This window comes from Nocardioides aurantiacus (assembly GCF_003752505.1).
GTDB classification, from domain to species: Bacteria; Actinomycetota; Actinomycetes; order Propionibacteriales; family Nocardioidaceae; genus Marmoricola; species Marmoricola aurantiacus.
The window spans coordinates 2,308,109-2,327,161 of the sequence record NZ_RKHO01000001.1; the positions used below are offsets into that span (position 1 = coordinate 2,308,109).

The 19,053-nt window shown below is 74.0% G+C and carries 17 protein-coding genes; 5 read left to right on the top strand and 12 right to left on the bottom strand.

Annotated elements, in window-relative coordinates; all coding sequences use genetic code 11:
• Positions 1–43: 43 nt before the first annotated feature.
• Complete coding sequence (locus EDD33_RS11070; protein ID WP_123393309.1) at positions 44–2,101, bottom strand: DNA gyrase/topoisomerase IV subunit B; 2,058 nt, start codon at positions 2,099–2,101, stop codon at positions 44–46.
• Between the two features lie 354 nt (positions 2,102–2,455).
• Here EDD33_RS11070 and EDD33_RS11075 point away from each other — a divergent pair, with 354 nt between their 5' ends.
• From EDD33_RS11075 to EDD33_RS11085, 3 genes are all read left to right on the top strand, one after another.
• On the top strand, positions 2,456–2,680 hold the full coding sequence (locus EDD33_RS11075) for a DUF7455 domain-containing protein (RefSeq protein ID WP_056543607.1): 225 nt from the start codon (positions 2,456–2,458) through the stop codon (positions 2,678–2,680).
• 89 nt (positions 2,681–2,769) lie between these two features.
• Entirely contained in the window at positions 2,770–3,255 is a 486-nt protein-coding gene (locus tag EDD33_RS11080) for a DUF456 domain-containing protein (protein WP_123390854.1), read from the top strand.
• Complete coding sequence (locus EDD33_RS11085) at positions 3,252–4,094, top strand: EamA family transporter (protein ID WP_211332517.1); 843 nt, start codon at positions 3,252–3,254, stop codon at positions 4,092–4,094. Before EDD33_RS11080 ends, EDD33_RS11085 begins: the two co-directional genes overlap by 4 nt.
• 30 nt (positions 4,095–4,124) lie before the next feature.
• Here EDD33_RS11085 and egtD read toward each other — a convergent pair whose 3' ends face one another.
• Entirely contained in the window at positions 4,125–5,096 is a 972-nt protein-coding gene (egtD, locus tag EDD33_RS11090) for an L-histidine N(alpha)-methyltransferase (RefSeq protein WP_123390856.1), read from the bottom strand.
• Between the two features lie 295 nt (positions 5,097–5,391).
• On the opposite strand from egtD, the gene EDD33_RS11095 reads away from it, so the two are divergent.
• A complete protein-coding gene (locus EDD33_RS11095) occupies positions 5,392–6,483 on the top strand; it encodes an acyltransferase family protein (RefSeq protein ID WP_123390858.1) in 1,092 nt (363 codons plus the stop codon).
• On the opposite strand, the gene egtC is transcribed toward EDD33_RS11095, so the two are convergent.
• The 9 genes from egtC to EDD33_RS11140 all read right to left on the bottom strand — a co-directional run bounded on the left by egtC (position 6,480) and on the right by EDD33_RS11140 (position 16,564).
• Complete coding sequence (egtC, locus tag EDD33_RS11100; RefSeq protein ID WP_123390860.1) at positions 6,480–7,172, bottom strand: ergothioneine biosynthesis protein EgtC; 693 nt, start codon at positions 7,170–7,172, stop codon at positions 6,480–6,482. The two genes, EDD33_RS11095 and egtC, sit on opposite strands and share 4 nt — an antisense overlap.
• On the bottom strand, positions 7,173–8,537 hold the full coding sequence (egtB, locus tag EDD33_RS11105) for an ergothioneine biosynthesis protein EgtB (RefSeq protein WP_246003471.1): 1,365 nt from the start codon (positions 8,535–8,537) through the stop codon (positions 7,173–7,175).
• Entirely contained in the window at positions 8,530–9,891 is a 1,362-nt protein-coding gene (gene egtA / locus EDD33_RS11110) for an ergothioneine biosynthesis glutamate--cysteine ligase EgtA (protein WP_123390862.1), read from the bottom strand. The genes egtB and egtA overlap by 8 nt, the downstream gene beginning before the upstream one ends.
• A gap of 164 nt (positions 9,892–10,055) precedes the next feature.
• Complete coding sequence (locus EDD33_RS11115; protein WP_170169786.1) at positions 10,056–11,195, bottom strand: aminotransferase class V-fold PLP-dependent enzyme; 1,140 nt, start codon at positions 11,193–11,195, stop codon at positions 10,056–10,058.
• Positions 11,196–11,347: 152 nt separating this feature from the next.
• Positions 11,348–12,067 carry a hypothetical protein gene (locus EDD33_RS11120; RefSeq protein WP_123390865.1) on the bottom strand — a complete coding sequence of 240 codons (720 nt, stop codon included), beginning with the start codon at positions 12,065–12,067 and terminating at the stop codon, positions 11,348–11,350.
• A 162-nt stretch (positions 12,068–12,229) separates the two neighbouring features.
• Positions 12,230–12,940: a gamma-glutamyl-gamma-aminobutyrate hydrolase family protein gene (locus tag EDD33_RS11125; protein WP_123390867.1), complete on the bottom strand. Its 711-nt coding sequence runs from the start codon at positions 12,938–12,940 to the stop codon at positions 12,230–12,232.
• Positions 12,940–13,719, bottom strand: a complete 780-nt coding sequence (locus EDD33_RS11130) for a 3-oxoacyl-ACP reductase (RefSeq protein WP_056543632.1) — start codon at positions 13,717–13,719, stop codon at positions 12,940–12,942. The genes EDD33_RS11125 and EDD33_RS11130 overlap by 1 nt, the downstream gene beginning before the upstream one ends.
• Before the next feature lie 61 nt (positions 13,720–13,780).
• A complete protein-coding gene (locus EDD33_RS11135) occupies positions 13,781–15,142 on the bottom strand; it encodes an aldehyde dehydrogenase family protein (protein ID WP_123390869.1) in 1,362 nt (453 codons plus the stop codon).
• Positions 15,143–15,199: 57 nt separating this feature from the next.
• Positions 15,200–16,564 carry a glutamine synthetase family protein gene (locus EDD33_RS11140; RefSeq protein ID WP_123390871.1) on the bottom strand — a complete coding sequence of 455 codons (1,365 nt, stop codon included), beginning with the start codon at positions 16,562–16,564 and terminating at the stop codon, positions 15,200–15,202.
• A gap of 228 nt (positions 16,565–16,792) precedes the next feature.
• Between EDD33_RS11140 and EDD33_RS11145 the strand changes: the two genes are divergently transcribed.
• Complete coding sequence (locus tag EDD33_RS11145) at positions 16,793–17,392, top strand: hypothetical protein (protein WP_123390872.1); 600 nt, start codon at positions 16,793–16,795, stop codon at positions 17,390–17,392.
• 320 nt (positions 17,393–17,712) lie between these two features.
• Here the strand turns inward: EDD33_RS11145 and EDD33_RS11150 are convergent, their stop codons facing one another.
• Complete coding sequence (locus EDD33_RS11150; protein ID WP_425463866.1) at positions 17,713–18,933, bottom strand: RNA polymerase sigma factor; 1,221 nt, start codon at positions 18,931–18,933, stop codon at positions 17,713–17,715.
• Positions 18,934–19,053 lie beyond the last annotated feature (120 nt).

Sequence of the window (19,053 nt, forward strand, 5' to 3'; positions counted from 1 at the left end):
GGCGGCCTGGCGGGCCGATGGGCTCGCCTGCCCGCCTGCCCGGCTAGGCGTCGATCTGGTCGGCGTCGACCTCGTAGGCGCCCGCGACGATGAAGTCCTTGCGGGGGGCGACCTCGCTGCCCATCAGCAGCTCGAAGACCTCGCTGGCGCGGGCGGCGTCGTCGGCGGTGATGCGGCGCAGGGTGCGCTTGCGGGGGTCCATCGTGGTCTCGGCCAGCTGGTCGGCGTCCATCTCGCCGAGACCCTTGTAGCGCTGCACCGGGTCCTTCCAGCGGACGCCCTTCTTGGCCAGCTCGGCGAGCTTGCGCTGCAGCTCGGGGTCGGAGTAGGTGTAGACGTACTTCTCCATCCCCTTCTTGGGGTTGGTCAGCTCGATGCGGTGCAGCGGGGGCACGGCGGTGAACAACCGCCCCGAGGTCACCAGCTCGGGCATGTACTTGAAGAACAGCGTGGCCAGCAGGCACCGGATGTGGGCGCCGTCGGAGTCGGCGTCGGCCATCAGGATGATCCGGCCGTAGCGCGCGGCCTCGAGGTCGAAGGTGCGGCCCGAGCCGGCGCCGACGACCTGGATGATCGAGGCGCACTCGGCGTTCTTGAGCACGTCGGCCACGGTGGCCTTCTGCACGTTGAGGATCTTGCCGCGGATCGGCAGCAGCGCCTGGAACTCCGAGCTGCGCGCCACCTTGGCCGTGCCCAGCGCCGAGTCGCCCTCGACGATGAACAGCTCCGACATCTCGACGTCGTTGGAGCGGCAGTCGACGAGCTTGGCCGGGAGCGCCGAGGACTCCAGGGCGTTCTTGCGACGCTGGGTCTCACGGTGCTGACGGGCGGCCAGCCGCGTCTTGGCGGCGCCGGCGACCTTCTCCATCACCAGCTTGGCCTGGGCCTTCTCGGCCCGCTTGGTCGTGGTGAGGAACTCCTTGAGCTCGCGGGCGACGACCTTGCGCACCACCGAGCGCGCAGCGGGGGTGCCGAGCACCTCCTTGGTCTGGCCCTCGAACTGCGGCTCGGCCAGGCGCACCGTCACCACGGAGGTGAGCCCCTCGAGCACGTCGTCCTTGACCACGTCGGCGTCGCCGGCCTTGAGCACCCGCCCCGCCCGCATCGCCTCGTTGAAGGTCTTGGTCAGCGCGGCCTCGAAGCCCGTCACGTGGGTGCCGCCCTTGGGGGTGGCGATGACGTTGACGAAGGAGCGCAGCTCGGTCTCGTAGCCGGTCCCCCACCGCACCGCCACGTCGACCAGCAGCTCGCGCTCGACGTCCTGCGGGGTCATGTGGCCCTGGTCGTCCAGCAGCGGCACGGTCTCGGTGAAGGTGTCGCCGCCCTGCAGCCGCAGCACCTCGGTGACCGGCTCGTCGTGGGCCAGGAAGGTGCAGAACTCGGTGATGCCGCCGTCGTGGCGGAAGGACTCGGTGACCGGCTCCTCGCCGCGGGCGTCGGTGAGGGTCAGCTCGAGCCCCGGGACGATGAAGGAGGTCTGGCGGGCGCGGGTGACGAGCTCGTCCCAGGTGAAGGTGGCGTCCTTGGTGAAGATCTGCCGGTCGGGCCAGAACCGCACCCGGGTGCCGGTGACGCCCTTCTTGACCCGGGCGCCCCGGTGCAGCCCCGAGGCGGGCTCGAAGTCGCCGACCGGGCCCGGGGCGGCGAACACGCCGGGGACGCCGCGGCGGAAGGACATCCGCTGGGTGGCCGGCGAGCGGTCGACCTCGACGTCGAGCCGCGCCGAGAGCGCGTTGACGACCGAGGCGCCGACGCCGTGCAGGCCGCCGGTCGCGGCGTACGACCCGCCGCCGAACTTGCCGCCCGCGTGCAGCTTGGTGAAGACGACCTCGAGCCCGGACAGGCCGGTCTTGGGCTCCTTGTCGACCGGGATGCCGCGACCGTCGTCGTGGACCTCGGCCGAGCCGTCGGCGTGCAGCGTGACCAGGACGCGCGAGCAGAAGCCGCCCAGCGCCTCGTCGACGGCGTTGTCGATGACCTCCCACAGGCAGTGCATCAGCCCGCGGGTGTCGGTGGAGCCGATGTACATGCCCGGCCGCTTGCGGACGGCCTCCAACCCCTCGAGGACGAGGAGGTGCTGGGCGTTGTAGGTGTTGTCGATGACGGTGACCTCGGGTCCGGGAGAAGCGGGTGCGACGTACGTCGAACCTACCCAGCGCCGCCTCCCGGGGACGCGCCGCCACCCCGGGGTGCGGGGAGGTGTTGGCGCCGTGTGCTGCACTGGGCCGGGACGGACAGAGCACGACCCGAACGCGGGTCTTTGTCGGTTTCGCTCCCGCTCGACCGGGGAGCGAGCAGACTCGGGCCACGACCTGTGAGGCGTACCACCCCGCACGACTGCGGTGGACACCTCGCCAACGGGAAGCATCGACCGTGGTTGACTGTTGTGACTGTCGAGATGAACGAACTGGCTTTTCCCCCCTCCCAGTCCCCCCGAACGAGAGTGAGGCCCGACGTGACCACTGCGACAGCCCCGAGCGCGCCGCTCACCGCCATCGACCGCTGCGACCGCTGTGGCGCGCAGGCCTACCTCCGCGTCCAGCTCAAGGGCGGTGGCGAGCTGCTCTTCTGCGCCCACCACGCCCGCGAGCACGGCGAGAAGCTTCGTGAGGTCGCCGAGCACGTGCAGGACGAGACCGACAAGCTCGGCACCCCCACCCCGAGCCCCGAGGCCGGCTGACCCAGCCGCCCCACCCAGCACCTCCGACGAGACCCCGGTCAGCGACCGGGGTCTCGTCGCGTCCCGGGGGCCGTGAGACCGTCGGGGCCATGAGCACCCTGGCCGTGGTCGAGACCCTGGTGGCGCTGGCGATCCTGGTGGGTCTCGTCGGGGTCGTCGTCCCCCTGCTGCCCGGCTCGCTGCTGGTCGGCGGCGCCGTGCTGGTGTGGGCGCTGTACGTCGGCACCTCGGCCGCCTGGGTCACCTTCGCCGTCGTCGTGACGCTGCTCATGGTCGGCCAGGTGGCGATGTACCTCGTGCCGGGACGACGCCTCCAGGCCGCCGGCGTCCCCGGACGCACCCTGGCCGCCGGGGCCGCGCTGGGCGTGGTCGGCTTCTTCGTCATCCCGGTGGTCGGGCTGTTCGTCGGCTTCGTCGGCGGGGTCTACCTCTCCGAGCTGGCCCGCGTCGGCTCGCGCGAGGCGTGGCCCGCGACGGTGCACGCCCTCAAGGCGGCCGGCCTGTCGATCATGATCGAGCTCACCGCCTGCCTGCTCGCCGGCAGCGCCTGGGTGGTGGGCGTGGTGCTGCGGTGACCGCGGTGCTGCTCGCGCTGGCCTCGGCGGCGGCGTACGGCACCTCGGACTTCGTCGCCGGCGTCGCGTCGCGGCGTACGTCGGCCTGGGCGGTCGCGGTGGTCGGGTCGGCCGTCGGCGGACTGCTCGCGCTGGCCCTCGCGCTGCTGCTGCCCGGACGGCCCGGGGTGGGCGACCTCGCCTGGGGAGCCCTGGCCGGTGTCGGCAACGGCCTCGGCGGCGCCTTCCTCTACCGCGGTCTCTCCCGCGGCCGGATGGGCGTCGTGGGTCCGGTCTCGGCCGTGGGGGCGGCGGTGCTGCCTGTGGCGGTCGGTGTCGTGGGCGGCGAGCGGCCGGACCTGCTGGTCTGGCTCGGCATCCTGGTCGCCCTGCCCGGCATCTGGCTGGTGGCCCGCGAACCGTCCGCCGCGACCGCGGCCTCCCCCGGTGCAGCCGCCCTGGTCGACGGGCTGCTGGCGGGGGCCGGCTTCGGCCTGCTGTTCGCCGCGATCGGCCAGGTGCCGGACGGGGCGGGCTACTGGCCCGTCGCGGTCAGCCAGGCGGTCGCCGTCCTCGCCGTGGCCGCGCTGGCCACGACCCTCGGCGCGAGCTGGGTGCCCCGTGACCGGGCCGCCGTGGTCGGCGGGGCGGGCGCCGGGGCGCTGTCGGCGGCCGCCGTCGTGGGGTTCCTGCTCGCGACCCAGCAGGGCCTGCTCACCGTCTCGGCCGTGCTGGCCTCGCTCTACCCCGCCGTGACGGTGCTGCTCGCGGCGGTGCTGCTGCACGAGCGGGTCCATCGCGTGCAGGGCGCCGGGCTGGCGCTGTGCGCGGTCTCGGTGGTCTGCGTCGCCGTCGGCTGAGCCCCGGGCGCGACACCCCGGACGCGACGTCTAGGCGGGCACCGACAGCGAGAGCGCGAAGTCGCCGGCCGCGTCGGTCCACCAGTGGGTCAGCCGCAGCCCCGCCGCGGCCAGCTCACGCTCGACGCCCTCGCGGCGGAACTTGGTGGAGATCTCGGTGCGGACCTGCTCGCCGGCCACCAGGTCGACGTCGAGGTCGAGCGACCCGATGCGGACCGTCTGGTCGCGCACGGACTCCAGGCGCATCTCGATGCGCTCGTGCTCGGCCACCCACACCGCGCGGTGCTCGAAGGCGTCGGGGTCGAGCTCGGCACCGAGCTCGCGCTGCAGCACGCGCAGCACGTTGAGGTCGAACTGCGCCGTCACGCCCGCCGCGTCGTCGTACGCCGCCACCAGCCGCTCCTCGGCCTTCACGAGGTCGGTGCCGAGCAGGAACGCGTCGCCCTCGACCAGCGTGGCGCGCACCTGCGCCAGGAAGTCGGCTCGCTGGTCGGGGTCGAGGTTGCCGATCGTGGAGCCGAGGAAGGCCAGCAGCCGACGGGGGTGCCGCGGCAGCAGCGTGAGGTGCCGCTCGAAGTCGGCGACGACCGGGGCCACGGTCACGCCGGGGTACTCCTGCGCCACCGCGGCCGCGGCGTCGGCCAGGATCGCGGGGTCGACGTCGAGCGGCACGAAGGTCTCCAGGGTGCCGGCGTCGCGCAGCGCGTCGAGCAGCAGCCGGGTCTTCTCCGAGGTGCCGCTGCCCAGCTCCACCAGCGAGCGGGCCTCGGTGGCGAGCGCGACGTCCTTGGCGTGGTCCTCGAGGATCGCGCGCTCGGTGCGGGTGGGGTAGTACTCCGGCAGCCGGGTGATCTCGTCGAAGAGCAGGCTGCCGCGGGCGTCGTAGAAGTACTTGGGCGGGATCGTGCGCGGCGTCGCGGTCAGCCCCGCGCGGACGTCGTCGGCCATCTGGTCGGCGAGCGCCCCGGGGTCGAGGTGGACCTCGGTGGTGCGGATCGGCATCAAGGCTCCAGGGTGGTCACGACGACCCCGTCGCGGGTCGCCTCGAGGTGGTGGTGGGAACGTTCGTCGCAGGCGGCTCCCCGTGGGATCCGCCGTACCGACCCTAGTCAGGCCCCCGTTACCCCGCCCCCGCGGTGCTGTCCACGGTGCGGGCCGGGTGGAGCAGACCGGGCGGCGCCGGCGGCGGCGAGGCCGTCGGGACCGCCGTCGTGCGCCTTGGGCTCCGCTCGGGGCTCTCGGGCACCGGCCTCACCCGACGTCGGCGCACCCTCCCCACACACCTGGGTTGACGTCGATGTCCCGGTACCTGCCCGCACCCACCGGCGCCGTGCCGGCACCGGGCGAGCAGCGCCCGGGGCGGCTGCTGCCGCGCCTGACCAGCCTCCGGGCGCCCGCGGCCGTCGCGGTGTACGTCGTGCACCTCGAGGCCCACGGGGTCGCGTCCCTGCCGTGGGGCGTGTCGGCCGTGGGTGGGACGGGCGTGGCCTTCTTCTTCGTGCTGTCGGGCTTCGTCCTCGCGTGGGGCACGCGGCCCGGGTTGCCGGCCCGGACCTTCTACCGGCGTCGCCTGGCCCGCGTCTACCCGAGCGACCTCGCAACCCTGCTCGTGGCGATCGTCGTGCCGGTGGTCTCGGTCAACCGCGACGCCCGGGCTGCCGTCGCCAACGCCCTGATGCTGCAGGCCTGGTCCACCGACAACGACGTCGTCTACGGCATGAACGGCGTCTCCTGGTCGCTGAGCTGCGAGGCCTTCTTCTACGCGCTGTTCCCGCTGGCGGTGGTCGTGGTGCGACGCCTCCCCCACCCGGTCGTGTGGACGCTGGTCGTCCTGGGGCTCCTGCTGGCCGTGGTCGCCTACCAGGTGGCTCCGGACCGCGCCGACCACCTGCCACCGGTCCGGGCCGCCGAGTTCGTCCTGGGACTGGTCGCCGGACTGTACTTCCGCGACGGGTGGCGCCCGCGGGTCCCGTCGGTCGTCGTCGGGGCGGCGCTGGCGCTCGGGGTGGTGCTGAGCACCTGGCTGGAGTCGCCGGTGTCCAACGTCGTGATGGCGGTGCCGTTCCTGCTGCTGGTGCTGCACGTCGCCCAGCGCGACCTCACCGGGCGGCGCGGCGGGCTGACTAGCCGGGCGGCGGTGCTCGCCGGCGAGGTCTCCTTCGCCTTCTACCTCGTCCACGAGCTCGTCATCGTCAACCTGCTGCCCGTGCTGCCGGCCGACCCGGCGCTGCAGCTGCTGGTGATCTCGCCCGTGTGCGTCGCGGCCGCCGTCGCGCTCCACCTCGTGGTCGAGCGGCCCTGCCACCGGCTGCTGCGCGACCGGCCGGGCAGCCTGGCCCTCGCACCGACCGGCGGTGCTGCTGCGGCGGGCCTCGGCCCACGCCCCTAGCGGTCGAGCGCGGTCACGACGACCCCGTCACGGGTCGCCTCGAGGTGGTGGTGGTCGGGCACGTCGACCCAGCCGGGGTCGTCGTCGAAGGGCTCGCTGGCCACCACGACGCCGTCGTCGTCCAGGCGGTAGGACAGCCCGTCGCCCCAGGTGGTCGCGAGCACGCGCTGCCCGTCGAGCAGCAGCAGGCTCAGCCGTGCCGTCGGGTCGAGACCGGCCACCTCGACGACGGTGTCGGCCAGCCGGTCGACGCCGTGGGCGAGCACGTGCGCCGCCAGGACCGCCGCGTCGCACACCGACTCCGCCTCGGCGTACGACGGGAGGACGGAGCGCTCGACGCGGCCGTTGTGCGAGACCAGCCAGCGTCCGCCCGCGAACGGCGCCGCCGCGGACTCGTCGGTGGGCATGCCGGGCGTGGCCGACCGCACCGCGGCCAGCACCGAGCCGGAGGAGATCGTGGGGGCGACCGAGGCGAACGAGGCGTCGCTCCACAGCGGCCGGGACGAGCGCCAGCGGGCGGGCTCCGCGCGACCGGGCACGTGGAAGCCCACGCCCCAGCCGTCGGCGTTCATCGTGCCGTGCGACTGGCGCCGCGGGTGGTGGCTCTGCTGGAGCAGGCCGTGCTCGGGGGCGAGCACGAGCGCGTCGAGGGTGCGTGGCTCACCGAGCCACGCGAGGTGCCGGCACACTCAGGCGCCCCCCTCGGGACGGTCGGCGCCCTCGACGTCCCACGCCAGGCGCAGGCCGGTGAAGATCTGCCGCCGCACCGGGTGGTCCCAGTTGCGGAACGACGGGCGCACCGCGCCCTCCCCCACGGCCCAGGAGCCGCCGCGCAGCACGCGGTAGTCGCCGCCGAAGAAGGGGGCGCTGTACTGCGCGTAGAGCATCGGCTCGAAGCCGGGCCAGGGCTCGAAGGACGAGGACGTCCACTCCCACACCTCGCCCATCAGCTGCTCCACGCCGTAGGCCGAGGCGCCGCCGGGGTAGGCGCCCACGGGAGCCGGACGCAGCGCCTCGCCGCCGAGGTTGGCCAGCTCGCGGGTCCATGCCGAGTCGCCCCACGGCCAGCGGCGCCGACGACCCAGCGCGGGGTCCCAGGTGCAGGCCTTCTCCCACTCCTGCTCGGTGGGGAGCCGGGCGCCGGCCCAGGCGGCGTACGCCTCGGCCTCGAAGAACGAGACGTGCTGCACGGGCTCGTCGGGCACGAGCTCCTCGTGGTGGCCGAAGCGGCGCCGGGAGCCGTCGCCGGCCCAGAACAGCGGGCGCTCCAGCCCGGCCTCCTGGCGGTGGGCCCAGCCGCGGGCCGACCACCAGCGGGGCTCGGCGTAGCCACCGGCGTCGACGAAGCGCTGCCACTCGGCGTTGGTGACCGGCACCCGGCCGATCCGGAACGCCGGCAGGTCGACCACGTGGGCCGGACGCTCGTTGTCGAGCGACCAGGGCTCGGCGTGGCCGTCGACGCCGAGCTCGAACGGCCCGGCGGGCACCAGCACGGCGTCGTGCGGCACGTCGCGGCCGGGCGGCAGCGGCGTGCCGGCCCCGAGCAGCGGGGCGCCGTCGCGGAGCTGGTGGGTGGCGAGCATCGTCTCGACGTGCTGCTGCTCGTGCTGCAGCACCATGTGGGTCGGGAACAGTGCCTTCGCGGAGTCGTCGGGCACCCGCTCCAGGCCGCCCACGACCCGGCTGCGGACGTCGGCGAGGTAGCGGCGGGCCTCGGCGGGCCCGAGCAGCGGCAGCGAGACGCGCGAGGCGCGTGGGTGCTCGAAGGCGTCGTAGAGCTGCTCGACACGGCACGACAGCAGCCCCTGGGCCGCGCTGTCGCCGCCCCGCAGCAGCCAGAGGTCCTCCTGCTGGCCGATGTGGGCGAGGTCCCACACGAGCGGGCTCATCAGCGGGCTGTGCTGCGCGGTCAGCTCGGGCTCGTCGACGTCGGTGAGCACGAGCGTGCGCCGGCGCGCCTCGTCGAGCGCCCGGGCCGCGGCCTCGCGGCCGCCGGGCACCTCGGCCGGCGAGGTGGTGGTCAGGGTGGTCCGGGTGGTCCGGGGCTCAGGCACGGGCCTCCTCCAGCAGCACGGCCAGCGGGCCGACGGCGTCGATGCGGTCGCGCAGCTCCTGGGCGGGGCTGCTGCCGCGGGCGAACAGGTCGTGCAGGGCCACCAGCTCGCTGCGCAGCTCGACCGGGCCGCGGCTCAGTGCCAGCTCGACGCAGCCCAGCACCGCGCGGCGCGCCGCCGGGTCGGCCAGGCCCTCGCGGGCCGCGGTCTCCCAGCGGTCGTGGACCGGCGCGACGATCTCGGCGGCCAGGTCGGCGGCCACCGGGTCGTCGACCAGCGTCACGGTCAGCGCCGTCATCGCGGGCCACCAGCGGTCGGGCAGCGCGTCGAGGCAGCGCAGCTCGAGGTAGCCGCGCGGGCGGACCGGCGGGAACAGCGTGGTCAGGTGGTAGTCGAGGTCGGCCTGCACCGCGGGCCGCGAGAACAGCGCGTCGCCGCTCAACCAGTCACGGAAGCGCACCCGCTCGGTCACCGGTCGCAGCACGCCGTCGTCGAGGACCAGCATCACCGGCGCGTCCAGGGCGTACGCCGCCCACGCGGCCGCCGGCGGGCCGGAGGGGAACGGGTCGCTGCGACCGTGGTCGATGCCCTGCCACACCCCCTGGCGCATCGAGTGCCAGCCGCTGGCCTCGCCGGCGAGGTAGGGCGAGGTGGAGGACGCGGCGACCAGCACCGGCACCATCGCGCGCAGGTGGGCCATCCGCGAGGACCACTCGGCCTCGGGTCCGGCGTCGAGGTTGACCTGCAGCGCGGCGGTGGCGCTCATCATCGCCTTGCCGGCCCCCGCGCAGCCGAGGGCGTCGAAGTGGCGCTCCATCGCGCTGTAGCGCGGGGCGGGGTTGACGCGGCGCACGGGACGGGCGGGGTCGGTGCCGAGGGGCGCGGCCCCGAAGCCGGCGGCGGCCAGGCCGCGGCGCAGGTGGTCGCGGTCGATGCCGAGCGCGGCGATCGAGAGCACGACGTCGTCGGCGGGCGGGGTCGAGAGCTCGACCTGCCCACCGGGCTCGACGGTGACCGAGCTGCCCATCGGCAGGGCGGGCAGGTCGTGGACGAGCCGGCGCACCTCGTCCCAGATGGGCCGGCGCCCGGGGCGCTCGAGGTCGACGAGGTGCATCTCGAGCTCGAGCCCGACGCGGCCGCCGCCCTCGTGGCCCGGCGGCGTCTCGCGCAGGGCGGTGGCGGCGACGTGCTCCTCGGCGGCGGCGACGGGGTCCGCCGCGCGGAGCAGCGGGTCGCTGGAGGCATCGGGGAGCCGACGGCGGGCGAGGACCGAGGGGGCGTCCCCGTCCCGGTCGGTGGTGGTCCCGGTGGTCTGCGCGGTGAGGCCCCCGGGGCGGGTCTCGTGGCTGGTCATCGGTGCTGCCCCTCCTGGTCCGGACCGGTCGCCTCGTGCGACCGCGGGTCGGTGCGGGGCCGGCCGCGGGGGCCGTCCTCGTCAGCGGCTGCCAGTCGTGCCGGAGCAGCCGTCCCTCAACACAAGCACACGGGACCCGCCGGTCCAAGTGGCCACCCGGGCGTTCACCCCGCGGCCGCGACCAGGCCGCGGACGAGCGCGTCGAGGTCGTCGCCGACCACGTCCACGTGCGGACTGACGCGCAGGCTGCCCGGGTCGTGCTCCCCCACCTCGCCGGGCGCGCGCCACGGCAGGCACAGGGTGGTCAGCACCCCGGCGGCGAGCAGGCCGGCCCGGACCCGGGCCGGATCCTGCCCGGCGGTCGGCGCCACGGACGTGATCGCGGCCGCGGGCGCGTCGGGCCCCACCACGCGCCAGCCCGGGACCTCGGCCACCCGGTCGCGGACCTCCTGGCCCACCTCGACGAGCCGTGCTGCGACGGCCTCCGGGCCGACGGCCAGCAGCTCGGCCGCCGCGAGGCCGAGGCCCAGCCGACCGGCGACGTGCGCCTCGTCGGACTCCAGCAGCGCGACCGGTCCCGTGTCCGGGTGCTTGGCGCGCGCCGGCACCCGCAACCGGTCGTGGTGCCCCGACGCGACCCCGACCAGGCCGACGCCGCGCGGACCGGTGAGCCACTTGCGGCTGGTGGCCACCACGGCGTCCGCGCCGGTGTCCGCGTCGACGTGACCCAGGCCCTGCGCGACGTCGACCCACAGCGGCACGCCGTGGCGGCGGGCCACCGCCGCGAGCTCCCGGGCGGGCTGCACCAGCCCACGGTGGGCGGCGACGAGATCCAGCAGCACCAGGTCGGGCGGGTCCGTCGTGAGGGCGCCGTCGAGCAGGTCGGGCGTCAGCACGCCGACCCCGTCGACGGGCAGCGGGACGGGGAGGTGTCCGCGGCGGCGTACGAGCTCGACGTTGGGGCCCCACGCCGACGGCGGCACGCCCACCCGCGACCCCGCGGGCAGCGGCCAGACGTCGAGCAGCACGTCCAGGGCGGCCGTCGCGCTCTCGACGAACGCCAGGTCGCCCGCCCCGAGGCCCAGCAACCGGCCCAGGTCGGCGCGCGCCCGGTCCAGGGCGGGAGCCGCCTGGTCGGCCGCGACGTAGCCGCCCACCTGGGCCTCGAGGAGCAGGTGGTCGCCGACCGCCTCCAGCACGGCGTACGACGACCGCCCGGCCGACGCGCTGTCGAGGTGCACCAGCCGGGTCGGTGGGCGTGCCTCGCGCCAGACGGCCCAGGGGTCGGTGGTCGCGTTCGTCACGGGCACAACCTGCCACGCACGGACGGACCTCGGGACACCAGCGTCGTCCCGGCGGCGTGGTGGCGACGCTCACGTCCCGAGGGTCGCGGGCAGACGTCGCGACGCACGACAACCCCCGGTCGCGCGTGCGACCGGGGGCTGTCGTGGCGGGGCTACCTGGCGGAGGCGAAGGAGCTGACGCAGTCGCCCTGGTTGCGGAAGACGGGCTTGGTGCTGGTCGCCCAGCCGCCGTCCTTGCACTCCTGCGCGGACCTCAGCACGACCGCGTTCGCGAAGGTGTAGCGGGTGTCGGCGAAGCGGATCGCGTCCAGGACCCCGTCGCCCTTGACGCCGGAGCCGAGCGAGAAGCCGAAGGCCGCGACCTGGGCGTCCGGGAAGGCCGCCCGCCACTGGTCGAGGGTGCCGTGGTTGGCGCTGCCGGAGCCGGGTGCGTGGGAGGGGGCGCCGTCCTTGACGAACTGCTCGGCCCCGTTGTTCAGCCACCAGTCGTTGCCGTAGACACCGGGCTCGCCGATCAGGATGCCGTCGGGGGTGCCGTCGAGGTCGAAGTCCACGACCAGCTGGGCACCCGGCACCCCGCCGCCCGAGGTGTTCGTGAAGTCCAGGGTCGGCTCGCCGGCGGCGGCCAGCGGGGTCGCGGTCGCGACGTACTCCGCGACCTTGTCGGTCGAGGTGCTGCCCGTGGTCCGGATCTGCAGACCCGTGCCGACGACCTGGTAGCTCCCGGTGGCGCGGGTGTCGGAGAGGGACCGGACGACGTCGTCGGGGACGGTGATGGTGCCGGAGGTCGCCCCGAGTGCGGGCGCGGTGACGAGGGCGGCGGTGAGACCGGCGAGGACCGCGGTGAGGCGGCGGGCGTGACGCAGTGACATGGAGTCCCCTGGGATCGGCTCCCTGCGGCCGGGCCGCGACCGGGTGCCGTCACCCGAGAGAGCCCTCGGAGCCTGTCGCGCACCGTTGGTCCCGACAACCAGATCGGTCCGGTGCTCCCGCCAGCTGGGACCCAGGCGTGAGACGGACCAGACCGCGCCCGGTCACGCCGGCGTGGCGGCCTCGACGAGCCCACGGAACAGCTCGGCGTCGCCGTGGACCTCGGGGTGCCACTGCACCCCGAGCCAGAAGCCCTCGCCCGGGCGCTCGAGCGCCTCGACGGTGCCGTCGTCGGCCCAGGCGACCGGGGTGAGCCCGGGGTGGGTGGCCACGGCCTGGTGGTGGTGGCACCGTACGCCGGTCCGCTCGGCGCCCAGCAGGTCCGCGAGCCGGCTCCCGGGCTGCAGCCGCACCTCGACCGCGCCGAAGCCGTCGCCTCCCGGGTCGTGCACCGGCGTGCCGGTGACCTCCGGCAGGTGCTGCACCAGCGACCCGCCGGCCGCCACGGACATCACCTGCATGCCCCGGCAGACCCCGAGGACGGGCAGGCCCCGCTCCTGCGCCGCCGCCAGCAGGGCCAGCTCCCAGGCGTCGCGGTCGCGGCGGGGCGGACCGGTCGCCGGGTGCGGCACCTGGTCGTACAGGGTCGGCTCGACGTCGGCGCCGCCGGACACCACCAGGGCGTCCAGCCTTGCCACGACGACCTCGGCCGCCGCGGCGTACGGCAGCGTGGGCGGGAGCAGCACCGGCACGCCCCCCGCCACCTCGACCGCGCGGGCGTAGGAGGAGGGGAGCAGGTCGGCGGACTGGTCCCAGACCCCCCACCGCGCGGGTTCGCGGTAGGTGGTGAGACCGACGAGCGGCGCGGTCGTCATCACACGGGCGTGACGTAGGCCCCGCTGATGCCGCCGTCCACGAGGAACGTCGAGGCGGTCATGAAGCTGGACTCGTCGGAGGCGAGGAAGAGCACGGCGTTGGCCATCTCCTCGGGCTCGCCGAACCGGCCCATCGGCACGTGCACCAGCCGGCGCGCGGCGCGCTCGGCGTCGCTGGCGAACAGCTCCTGCAGCAGCGGGGTGTTGACCGGACCGGGGCACAGCGCGTTGACGCGGACGCCCTGGCGGGCGAACTGCACGCCGAGCTCACGGCTCATCGAGAGCACACCACCCTTGGAGGCGGAGTAGGAGATCTGGCTGGTGGCCGCGCCCATGACCGCGACGAACGACGCGGTGTTGATGATCGAGCCCTTGCCCTGCTCGATCATGTGGGGCAGCGCCGCCTTGCAGCACAGGTAGACGCTGGTGAGGTTGACCTCCTGGACCTTGCGCCAGGCCTCGAGGTCGGTGGTGAGGATCGAGTCGTCCTCCGGCGGGGAGATGCCCGCGTTGTTGAAGGCGACGTCGACCGAGCCGTAGGTGTCCTTGGCCGTCTGGAACAGCGCGTCGACCTGCTCGGCGTCGGTGACGTCGACGTGCACGAAGCTCAGCAGGTCGGTGCCGCCGAGCTGGCCCACGACCTCGTGGCCGCGCTGGTCGTCGAGGTCGCCGATGACGACCTTCGCACCCTCCTCGACGAACCGCTTCACGGTCGCCAGGCCGATGCCGCTGCAGCCGCCGGTGACGACGGCGACCTTGCCGTCGAGACGTCCCGCCATGTGGTGCTCCTCCCCCGACCGTCCCCGGTCGAGTCTCGTGGACCCCTCGCAGAGGGGTCGGTCAGTAGCTGATGAAGACGTTCTTGGTCTCGGTGAACGCCTCGGGGGCGTCCGGTCCGAGCTCGCGACCGAGGCCGGACTGCTTGAAGCCGCCGAAGGGCGTCCAGTAGCGCACCGCCGCGTGGCTGTTGACGCTGAGGTTGCCGGACTCCACGCCGCGGGCCACGCGCAGCGCGCGGCCGACGTCGCGGGTGAATATCGAGCCCGACAGGCCGTACTCGCTGTCGTTGGCCAGCGCGACCGCCTCGGCCTCGTCGTCGAAGGGCATCACCGCCACGACGGGGCCGAAGACCTCCTCGCGCCACACCGGCTCGGCCACGTCGTGGCTGAGCACGACCGTCGGCGGCACCCAGAAGCCCGGGAGGTCGGGGACGTCGCCGGCGAAGGCCACCTCGCGCGCGCCGTCGACGTAGCCCTGCACCCGCGCCTGCTGGGCGGCCGAGATCAGCGGGCCCATCTCGCTGTCGGGGTCCTCGCCGGGGTGGGTGACCCGCATGCCGCGGACCGCGGTCTCGAGGCGGCCGAGGAACTCGTCGTACGCCGAGCGCTGCACCAGGATCCGCGAGCGGGCGCAGCAGTCCTGGCCGGCGTTGTCGAACACGGCGTACGGCGCGCTGGCGGCCGCCGCGGCCAGGTCGGCGTCGTCGAAGACGATGTTGGCGCTCTTGCCGCCGAGCTCCAGCGTCACGCGCTTCACCTGGTCGGCGGCGCCGGCCATGATCTGCTTGCCCACCCGCGTGGAGCCGGTGAAGCAGACCTTGCGCACCAGCGGGTGGGTCACGAACCGCTCCCCCACGACCGGCCCCTCGCCGGGCAGCACCGTGAGCACGCCCTCGGGCAGCCCGGCCTCGCGGGCCAGCTCGCCGATGCGGATGGCCGTCAGCGGGGTGAGCTCGGCGGGCTTGAGCACCACCGTGTTGCCCGCGGCCAGGGCCGGGGCCGTGCCCCACGCGAGGATCGGCATCGGGAAGTTCCAGGGCACGATGATGCCGACGACGCCGAGCGGCTCGTGGAAGGTGACGTCGATGCCGCCCTCGACCGGGATCTGGCGGCCGTGGAGCCGCTCCGGGGCGGCGCTGTAGTAGTTCAGGCAGTCGCGGACGTTGCCGGCCTCCCAGCGGGCGTTGCCCAGGGTGTGCCCGGCGTTGCGCACCTCGAGCGCGGCCAGCTCCTCGACGTGGGCGTCGACCACGGCGGCGAAGGCCCGCAGCAGCCGGGCGCGCTCGCCCGGGGAGACCGCGCGCCAGGAGGCGAACGCCTCGTGCGCCCGCTCGATCGCGGCGTCGGTGGCGGCCAGGTCGGCCATCTCGACCTCGGTGACCGCCTCGGCGGTGGTGGGGTCGACCACGGTGTAGGTGGACATGCGGGCGCTCCTGCGGTGCGTGGTGGTGCGGGCGGTGAGGCGGTCCCGAGCGCCTCGCTACATGCGCTCGAAGCTGCGGCGGCGCTCCCAGTCGGTGACGGCCGACTCGAACGCGGCCAGCTCGACGTCGGCCATGTTGGTGTAATGCTCCACCACGTCCTCGCCGAGCGTGCGCCGGGTCAGCTCGGAGGTGGCGAACGCCTCACGCGCGGCCCGCAGCGTGCGCGGCACGGTGGGCTTGCCCGAGGTGTAGGCGTTGCCCTCGGTCGGGTCCTCCAGCTCCAGCCCGCGCTCGATCCCGTCGAGGCCGCAGGCCAGCATCGCGGCGATCGCGAGGTAGGGGTTGACGTCGCCACCGGGCACGCGGTTCTCCATCCGGGCGCCCGCGCCGTGGCCGACCAGGCGCACCGCGCAGGTGCGGTTGTCCTCGCCCCACGCGATCGCGGTCGGGGCGAAGGAGCCGTCGGCGAAGCGCTTGTAGGAGTTCACGTTGGGGGCGTAGAGCAGCGTGAAGTCGGCCAGCCCGTCGAGGATGCCGGCCACGAAGGAGTCGTAGAGCGGCGTACGGCCTCCGGCCTCGTCGTCCCAGAAGACGATCTCGCCGTCGAGGCCGCGCAGCGAGAGGTGGATGTGGCAGGAGTTGCCCTCGCGCTCGTCGTACTTCGCCATGAAGGTCAGCGACTGCCCGTGCTGCGAGGCGATCTCCTTGGCCACCGTCTTGTAGACCGCGTGGTTGTCGGCGGTCTCCATCACCTCGGCGTAGAGGAAGCCGATCTCGTGCTGGCCCAGGTTGCACTCGCCCTTGGCGCTCTCCACGTCCAGGCCGGCGGCGTACATCGTGTTGCGGATGTCGCGCAGCAGCGGCTCGACGCGGGTGGTGCCGAGGATGGAGTAGTCGACGTTGTACTGGTTGACCGGCGTCAGCCCGGTGTAGCCGGCCCGGCTGGCCGCCTCGTAGGTGTCCTCGAAGGCGATGAACTCCAGCTCCGTGCCGGCCACCGCGCCCCAGCCGCTCGCGGCCGCCTTGTCGATCTGTTTCTGCAGGATCGACCGCGGGCTCTGCACCACCGGCGAGCCGTCGGGCCAGGCGAGGTCGCACTGGATCAGCGCGGTCGCGGGCAGGTGCGGCAGCAGCCGGATGGTGTCGTAGTCGATGACGAACTCCATGTCGCCGTACCCCCGCTCCCAGGAGGTGATGGCGTAGCCGTCGACGGTGTTCATGTCGACGTCCACGCCGAGCAGGTAGTTGCAGCCCTCGGTGCCGTGCCCGAGCACCTGGTCGCGGAAGTACGCCGCGTGCAGCCGCTTGCCCTGGAGCCGGCCCTGCATGTCGGTGAACGCCACCACGACGGTGTCGATGGTGCCCGCGTCGATCCGGGTGACGAGGTCCTCGGTGGACAGGTGCCGGTCGTTGCGGGTCATGGGGTCTCCGTGTCGTCAGGGTGGTCGGTCCCGGAGGGGGCCGCCGAGCCGTCGTGGGCGCCCGAGCACGCACGGTGGTGGTCGAACTCTGCTGGTACGACGCGGTGATGTCGACCCCGGCCCGCCGTCGTCACGGATCCCGGCGTTCACCTGACGACAAGATGTCCGATTTGTCATAGTCGTGGGTGGACGCGCACCGGGCGCGCCCGCCTCCCCCGAAGGACCACCATGAGCCACCCCCTCGCCCGCCTGGCCGCCGCCGGCACCCTGACCGCCCTCGTCCTCGGCGGGGCCGCCACCCCGGCCCACGCCGACGACGCCCCCACCTCCGCGCCCACCTGCGACGTCGCGGCGCTGACGACCGGCGTCGACGCTGCCAGGGGCACCGCGCGCGCCGCGCAGAAGGCCTTCACCGACGCCGGCCGCGGCAGCGCGCACCAGCAGGCCCAGCGGCACCGCGCCCACGAGGCGCGCGAGGCCCGCGACGCCGCGAAGGCGTCGCGGGACGCGGCGCGCGAGGCCGCCGGGGCCAGGGGCGCCGAGGGCCGCGCCGCGCGCGACGCCGCAAGGGCCGCCGCGGCGCGGGCCCGGGTCGAGGCCCGCGAGGCCGCCGCCGCCAAGCGCGCCAGCGACCGACAGCTCAAGGGCGCCGTGAAGGCGGAGAAGGCCCGGCTCAAGGCCGCCTGGGACGCCGCCAAGAAGGCGCTCCACACCGCGCAGGACGCCCTCGAGGACTGCCAGGCGGCCACCGCCCCCGCCCCGGTCGTCCCGGTCCCGGTGCCCCCGGGCGAGGGCGCCCCGGACACGACCCAGCCGATCGCCCCCTGACCTCCGGCACCCCGGTGCGTCCGGGGGTGTGCGAGGTCACGGTCGAGCCGGCGTACGCCGGGGATGGGGCGCGGGACCCACGAGGTTGAGCCGGAGCCACGACGACGTGGCGACGACCCTGCGAAGGACCACCATGCACTCCCTGCTCGACCTCGAGCTCGCCCGCTCCGCCGACCACGACCGCTCCGCCGTCGTGCTCTCCCCGCTCCGACCGACGCTGGTCCGGCTGCTGGGCCTCGGCACCCGCTGACACCGCGCGGCACGACACAGCCCCCGACCACGAGGTGGTCGGGGGCTGTGTGCGTCGGGTGCGGGAGGACTCAGTCCAGGTAGTCGCGCAGCACCTGCGAGCGGCTCGGGTGGCGCAGCTTGGACATCGTCTTGGACTCGATCTGACGGATGCGCTCACGCGTCACGCCGTAGACCTTGCCGATCTCGTCGAGCGTCTTGGGCTGGCCGTCGGTGAGACCGAAGCGCATCGAGACCACGCCGGCCTCGCGCTCGGAGAGGGTGTCGAGCACCGCGTGCAGCTGCTCCTGGAGCAGCGTGAACGACACCGCGTCGGCCGGCACGATGGCCTCGGAGTCCTCGATGAGGTCACCGAACTCCGAGTCGCCGTCCTCACCCAGGGGCGTGTGCAGCGAGATCGGCTCACGGCCGTACTTCTGCACCTCGATGACCTTCTCGGGGGTCATGTCGAGCTCCTTGGCGAGCTCCTCGGGCGTGGGCTCGCGGCCCAGGTCCTGGAGCATCTGCCGCTGGACGCGGGCGAGCTTGTTGATGACCTCGACCATGTGCACCGGGATCCGGATGGTGCGGGCCTGGTCGGCCATGGCGCGGGTGATGGCCTGCCGGATCCACCAGGTGGCGTACGTCGAGAACTTGTAGCCCTTGGTGTAGTCGAACTTCTCGACCGCGCGGATCAGACCGAGGTTGCCCTCCTGGATCAGGTCCAGGAAGAGCATGCCGCGACCGGTGTAGCGCTTGGCCAGCGAGACCACCAGGCGCAGGTTGGCCTCGAGCAGGTGGTTCTTGGCCCGACGGCCGTCCTGGCAGATCCACTCCAGCTCCTCGTGGACCTTGGGCGTGATCTTGCCGCCCTTGGCGAGCTTCTCCTCCGAGAACAGGCCGGCCTCGATGCGCTTGGCCAGCTCGACCTCCATCTCGGCGTTGAGGAGGGGGACCTTGCCGATCTGCTTGAGGTAGTCCTTGACCGGGTCGGCGGTGGCACCGGCCACCATCACCTGCTGCTCGGGCTCGTCGGTCTCGTCGGCCGAGGAGACGATGAAGGTGGCGTCCTTCTCGTCCTCCTTGATCGAGGGGTCGTTCTTCACGTCCTTCTCGAACTGCTCGTCGGGGACGTCGGCGAGGAGGCGCTTGCCGTCGGGTCCCACGGCGGCGGCCTCGGCCTGGATCTGCTCAGCTGTCTTGGCCGGAGCCTTGGCGGCAGCCCGCTTGGCGGGGGCCTTCTTCGCCGCCGTCTTCTTGGCGGTCGAACTTGCTGAGGTAGGGGACACGAACCAACTCTCCAAAGCGTTCAGGGAATGTTCAGGAAATCGCGGAGGCGCGACTCGACCCGCTGGTGTCAATGACTCGGCTTCATCATGTCACGCCCCCCAAGGGATCCTGAAAACGGCAGGTGGGACGCGAGACGACGTGCT

Coding starts and splice junctions, on each gene's coding strand:
- EDD33_RS11080 (WP_123390854.1), top strand. CDS start 2,770: ATGAGCACCCTGGCCGTGGTCGAGACCCTGGTGGCGCTGGCGATCCTG.
- egtD (WP_123390856.1), bottom strand. CDS start 5,096: ATGCCGATCCGCACCACCGAGGTCCACCTCGACCCCGGGGCGCTCGCC.
- EDD33_RS11095 (WP_123390858.1), top strand. CDS start 5,392: ATGTCCCGGTACCTGCCCGCACCCACCGGCGCCGTGCCGGCACCGGGC.
- egtA (WP_123390862.1), bottom strand. CDS start 9,891: ATGACCAGCCACGAGACCCGCCCCGGGGGCCTCACCGCGCAGACCACC.
- EDD33_RS11120 (WP_123390865.1), bottom strand. CDS start 12,067: ATGTCACTGCGTCACGCCCGCCGCCTCACCGCGGTCCTCGCCGGTCTC.
- EDD33_RS11125 (WP_123390867.1), bottom strand. CDS start 12,940: ATGACGACCGCGCCGCTCGTCGGTCTCACCACCTACCGCGAACCCGCG.
- EDD33_RS11130 (WP_056543632.1), bottom strand. CDS start 13,719: ATGGCGGGACGTCTCGACGGCAAGGTCGCCGTCGTCACCGGCGGCTGC.
- EDD33_RS11135 (WP_123390869.1), bottom strand. CDS start 15,142: ATGTCCACCTACACCGTGGTCGACCCCACCACCGCCGAGGCGGTCACC.
- EDD33_RS11140 (WP_123390871.1), bottom strand. CDS start 16,564: ATGACCCGCAACGACCGGCACCTGTCCACCGAGGACCTCGTCACCCGG.
- EDD33_RS11145 (WP_123390872.1), top strand. CDS start 16,793: ATGAGCCACCCCCTCGCCCGCCTGGCCGCCGCCGGCACCCTGACCGCC.